Source organism: Streptomyces sp. H27-H5, from assembly GCF_026627505.1.
In the GTDB taxonomy this organism is placed as follows: Bacteria; Actinomycetota; Actinomycetes; order Streptomycetales; family Streptomycetaceae; genus Streptomyces.
In genome coordinates this window covers 1-4,711 of sequence record NZ_JAPNLK010000211.1, presented here as the reverse complement: position 1 = coordinate 4,711, position 4,711 = coordinate 1, and the positions used below count along the sequence as shown (strand labels likewise).

Annotated in this window: 4 protein-coding genes; 1 reads left to right on the top strand and 3 read right to left on the bottom strand. The window is 70.4% G+C overall.

The features are described 5' to 3' along the window. The first annotated feature begins 104 nt into the window (after positions 1-104). On the top strand, positions 105-377 hold the full coding sequence (locus OTB19_RS41580; protein WP_267804062.1) for a transposase family protein: 273 nt from the start codon (positions 105-107) through the stop codon (positions 375-377). Positions 378-832: 455 nt separating this feature from the next. Here the strand turns inward: OTB19_RS41580 and OTB19_RS41575 are convergent, their stop codons facing one another. The 3 genes from OTB19_RS41575 to OTB19_RS41565 all read right to left on the bottom strand — a co-directional run bounded on the left by OTB19_RS41575 (position 833) and on the right by OTB19_RS41565 (position 4,327). Further along, positions 833-1,051: a hypothetical protein gene (locus OTB19_RS41575; RefSeq protein ID WP_267804061.1), complete on the bottom strand. Its 219-nt coding sequence runs from the start codon at positions 1,049-1,051 to the stop codon at positions 833-835. 63 nt (positions 1,052-1,114) lie between these two features. Next, a complete protein-coding gene (locus OTB19_RS41570; RefSeq protein ID WP_267804060.1) occupies positions 1,115-1,330 on the bottom strand; it encodes a cold-shock protein in 216 nt (71 codons plus the stop codon). Positions 1,331-1,927: 597 nt separating this feature from the next. Next, positions 1,928-4,327: a 2OG-Fe(II) oxygenase gene (locus OTB19_RS41565; RefSeq protein WP_267804059.1), complete on the bottom strand. Its 2,400-nt coding sequence runs from the start codon at positions 4,325-4,327 to the stop codon at positions 1,928-1,930. Positions 4,328-4,711 lie beyond the last annotated feature (384 nt).

Here is a 4,711-nt window from a genome sequence, read left to right as displayed (position 1 = left end):
GGGTTCTACCTGCGGATCCGGTATCCCGTGGTCATCAGTGCTGGCCACTGTGGGCACTACTCCTTCTCCACCCTCAACTCAATGAATCATCCAGTATGCCTGGCTTGAGTCACTTTGACAGAGAGGGGCCGGCGGTCATCACGGGGTTCAAGGCGAGCGGCGGCAAGCGCCTGTCGTCACCGAAGAAGGTCGTGAACCGGCTGATCAGCAGCCTGCGGGCACCCGTCGAGCACGGCTTCGCGAGTCTGAAGACCTTCAGGATCCTGGCCAAGGTGCGGATGCACCCGCGGCACGCGACCGCGCTGGTGCGGGCCCTGGTGGTGCTGACGCACCACCAGGAGTACACCCACCCGAGCGAATCCGAAACCAGCCCATAATCGCCTGAACAGCCAGAACACCCCTCCGGCCTACCGGGGGAACCTCAGACCCCGAGCCCGTCTGGCAGCCGAGCAGCTCCACGCCGGCCAGGCCGCCGGTGCGCCGGCCCCGGCTGGGGCGTTGCGTGCGGCGGTCGGGGGAACTTTGTGTCGGATGGTGTCGGTGGGGGTGTTCGGTCGTTGACCGGTCGGGGACGTGTTCGGCTCTTTCGGGACGGGGAGTCTTCGGGCCGGTCCCCGGGGTCCTGGTGTTTCACGGTGTCCCGATGGACACGGGATGCGAGGTACCGCGCGCGGCGGTGCCGTGCGGGGCGCCAGGACCCCTCCCTCGGGCCTTCGCGCACATCTCCTCCCGGGAAGCGGGGCGGGGCGTCACCGTAGGTGTCCTGGGCTCGATCGCGTATGTTGCGCCGGAGTGGCTCGCGGTCCGCGAATGATGTCTCGGCCGGGCATGGTCATGTGGGGGTGTCCTCGCGTGGGAGTGACAGCCATCGTCGGGTGGTCGCCCGTGCTTCGTCGGCTTGTTCCGGGGTGACGAGGCCCTCGGTGTTCGGGGTTCGGGCCAGAAGGTCCTGGATCTTGTTTTTCTCGTCTGTGTCGATGATCCAGCGGGACCATGTGCAGGAGCCGTCCTCGTGCCAGTCGAGCACGCTCAGGGTATGCCGATCGGTCATCGGTTGACTCCTCGTGTTTCCCCCGCTCTCCCCGTACTCGGGGCGCCGCGGCGTTCAGGGCGTCTACGGGACGACGCTCACGTTCTCGGCCTGCGGCCCCTTGCCTGCCTGAACGATCTCGAACTCCACCCGTTGGCCTTCCGCGAGGGTGCGATAGCCGCCTTCGACTGTGGTGATGATCGCGGTGTAGTGGACGAAGACGTCCGGACCGCTGCCATCCGGCGCGATGAAGCCGAAGCCCTTCTCGGCGTTGAACCACTTGACTGTCCCGGTGACCATGACCCCTCCTGGGGTTGAGGCGGGGTTCCACCGGTCTCGCAGCGGAACCGGTGTCGACACACTCACCGACAAGCACCGACACGGACACTCACGCGGCAAAAAGAGCGACTACCGGTATCGACTGTAGAGCGGCTTTGTGGACTTTTGCATGGTTCTTGGTCGGTGTGCTCACTCGGGCGGCGCGGAACACGCCCTTTGGGGCTCTGCGCCTGCGGGCGATGCCGGATGTTTCTCCGGCCTCGGTGGAGGCGAACAGGTCCTCCGGGGGTGCGGCCGCGGGTCGCCGCGGGGGCGGGGGACGACGTGCGTCTTGCAGCCGCCCTGGCGTGGACGGCGTCGACGGTGAGTGGGGTGACGGGGCCGTTCACGGTCATGCGCGGCAGCCCCTGGATGCCCGCCGCCACCTGAACCCCACCGCTGCCCGCGCCGACCGGAGCGCCGCCCCGGAGCCCACGTATGCCTCCGAGCAGGGGCAGCTGTCCAGCTACCGAAGATCTTGGCAGAGCCCTGTTCTCGACGCTTCCATATGCCCGCCAACCGCGGAAGTCAGAGGGGGGAGCGAGTTCCAACCACACCGCACGACGAATGTGTCACCTTTCAGCCGCGGGATCGGGGCCATTTGTCCCGCAGCCACGCCAGGTCGGTCTCGGCGCGGGTACGGGTCGCCTGTTCACGGGTGAAGACGGCGTCCGTCTTGGTCAGGACCAGAACGTAGGGGCGTCCCTGGCGCCGGGTGGTGTGGGAGACGGGCAGGCCGGCCTGGTCGATGCGGCTGTGGAGGTGGCGGCGTCCGTCCTTCGCGAGCGGCCACTCCATGACGTGGCGGGTACGGGAGGTGAGGAAGGCGTCCAAGTCGGGGCAGAGTCCGCAGCCAGTCCGGCATGTCCCGACCGGGGTGAGGGACCAGTCGTCGGCCGCGCGTACAGGGCGGGTGAGGGCTGCGGCGAGCCGGTCCTGGCAGTGGTCGGCGAGGGTCTGGAAAGCGCGGGCGGCGGGTGCGCCGTCGCGTATGGTCGTCGGCTGGCGGGCCGCGGTTCGCAGGGCGGGGAGCAGGCATTCCAGGGCGGCGTCCGGCAGACCGCGTAGCGTGGCGGCGATGGTGTCGGCGGTCTCGGGTCCTGCCGCCTGAAGGACGCGGGCCAGTGATGCGCCGAGCCCCTCCATGCCGGTGCGGCGCTCCGTCTCGCGGCCGGCGCCGAGCCGGCTGGTGAGCCGCTGCTCGACTGCTTGCCAGGCACCCTCGGCCAGCGGCGAGGCCATCGCGTCCCCGTCGCCGTCGACGGCCCGCAGCGCGGTGCACAGGCCGGGCAGCGATTCGAGCCACGCCGCGCGGCCGGCCCCGGTGTACGCGCCAACCGTGCCGAACCAGCTGCTGACGGCCCCGCGGGCCCACGTCCGTCCGTACCGCGCGGCCGCTGCCGCGAGACCCGGGGCGTGCCGCTCACCCAAGGCCTCCACCCCAAAAGGCGCGAGGAGCATCGTGGCGGTGTCCGCTTCCCGCAGTCCCACCGCGACGGGCAGGGCGGCGGCGAAGAGCGCCGCGGCCGCCTCGTCCGAACCGTGGTGCTTCCAGAACGGGGCGAGCGACTGGGCGAGGGTGCGCGCCCGGTCGAGGTCCCCGGCATCCAGGTGGCCCTGAAGTTCCCGCAGTGCGCCCTCGGAGCCGGCCTCGGCGCGGGCCGTGAACGAGCGCTGCCGGGGCCACATGACCACGGCGGCCCGCCGGTACCAGCGGTCGAGGGTGTTGCCGTAGTTGCCCATGTAGCCCTCGTACTGGGACTGGTAGGGCGTCAGGTCCTTGTTCTCGGTGGTGGCGCACACCTCGGCGTACGCGACGGGCAGGTTGATCTGCTCGCCGCCGGTGCCGTCCGGGCGGGTCCACCAGCTCAGCGTGATCTCGTCGTCGATCAGCTCGTTCAGTTCGTAGCTGGAGAAGTCGCCGCTGCGGCGGCGCTCGGCACCGGGTTCCCCGTCGGGATCCAGGAGACATTCACCCCCGCACTCCTCGTCCTCGCAGTCGTCGTAGTGCTCGACCTCGCCGTAGTAGTCGTAGCGGTCGTACGGCGCATGCGCGTCCCAGGTCTCCTTCACCTCGGCCAACGCGAGGACCGCTTCGCAGTCCGTCTCCGCGGCGGCCTGGCGGAGCAGGGCGGTGCGGGTGGCGTCGGCTCCCTTGAGGCGGTCCCAGTCCAGGCCGCGCTGGGTGTACTCGTGGTCGAGGAGGTACACGAGGCGGTTCGGGGGCGCGGCCTTCCGGCGGCCGTAGGCGTAGCGCTCTTCGGCCGGCTCGGTGAAGTGTTGGGTCAAGCAGTGGGCCAGGTCGGCGACCGGCTCCCCGTCGTCCTCGCCGGCCGGGCGGACGCGTTCGGCGAGGAGGTTCATGGTGAGGGTGACGCGGTAGCCGGACTTGACGGGCTTCACCTCGTGCAGGCAGTCCGCGTAGAAGGCGGCGAAGGTCAGCTTATCCCGGGACGCCTGGTGGACGACGCTGCGGCCGGCGTGCGAGACGACGAGTTCGCCGCCGGTGTGGTGCGAGGGCAGCGAGACGACCAGGGTGCCCACCATGGAGTCGTCCTTCTCGGAGTCCTGGTGCGGTAGGAAGAGCTGGCCCTTGCCGTAGACGAGCAGTGCGTGCGGCTCGGCACGCAGGACGACGGTGGGCGGCAGACCGAGCGCGGTGCGGACACCGTCGAGGACGCCGTCCAGGGTGCGGTCCCAGTCGGTTCCGCCGAGGGTGATGCGGTCCGGGGTGACCTCCCAGGTGTCACGGACGCTGGTGTCGGACAGGGTCTGCTCGCCGCGGCCGAAGGATGCCCGCCGGGCCTGCGCGATCAGTTTCTTGGTGACCGGGGCACGCAGCGGCAGCGGCAGTTCCCCCACCCCGTCGACCACGATGCTCAGCGCGCGGGCCGACATCTCGATGCGGGTGCTGAAGTCCCCGCCCCGCTGCGCGTCGCCGAGCAGCTCCGCCAGCTGCTTCCGCGCTCCGTGTCCCATACTGTTTCGTCCCCGGGGGTGCAGCGTGCCGTATGGCCTGTCCCGGAAACCCTAACGCCGCGGGCAGTCCTTGTTCCCGGGCTGCTGGTCATGCGGCGAGTGAGCTCTTTCAACTCGCCCACTGCGCCCGCGGTTACCGGTTACAGGGCCCGCAGACGTTGCCCCGGGGGAACCTCAGCCCGCCCGCTGGCCCGCCCGCTGGCCCGCCCGGGGCCCGCTCGGCATCCGCTGGGACCCGCTGTTGGGTCGGACGGCTAGCGGGCTCGTCGGACTGCCGGCGGACGCTGAGCGGTCCCGGGCGGGTCCAGAGCGGGCCCCGGCGCGGGTTCCTTCCTTCCCTCCTTCCCGAACCAAAAGACCCCCTCGTGACGCGTGAGCGGGGCT

What these genes read in the sequence shown, in the direction of transcription:
- OTB19_RS41575 (WP_267804061.1), bottom strand. Translation starts at nt 1,051, where the DNA reads ATGACCGATCGGCATACCCTGAGCGTGCTCGACTGGCACGAGGACGGC.
- OTB19_RS41570 (WP_267804060.1), bottom strand. Translation starts at nt 1,330, where the DNA reads ATGGTCACCGGGACAGTCAAGTGGTTCAACGCCGAGAAGGGCTTCGGC.
- OTB19_RS41565 (WP_267804059.1), bottom strand. Translation starts at nt 4,327, where the DNA reads ATGGGACACGGAGCGCGGAAGCAGCTGGCGGAGCTGCTCGGCGACGCG.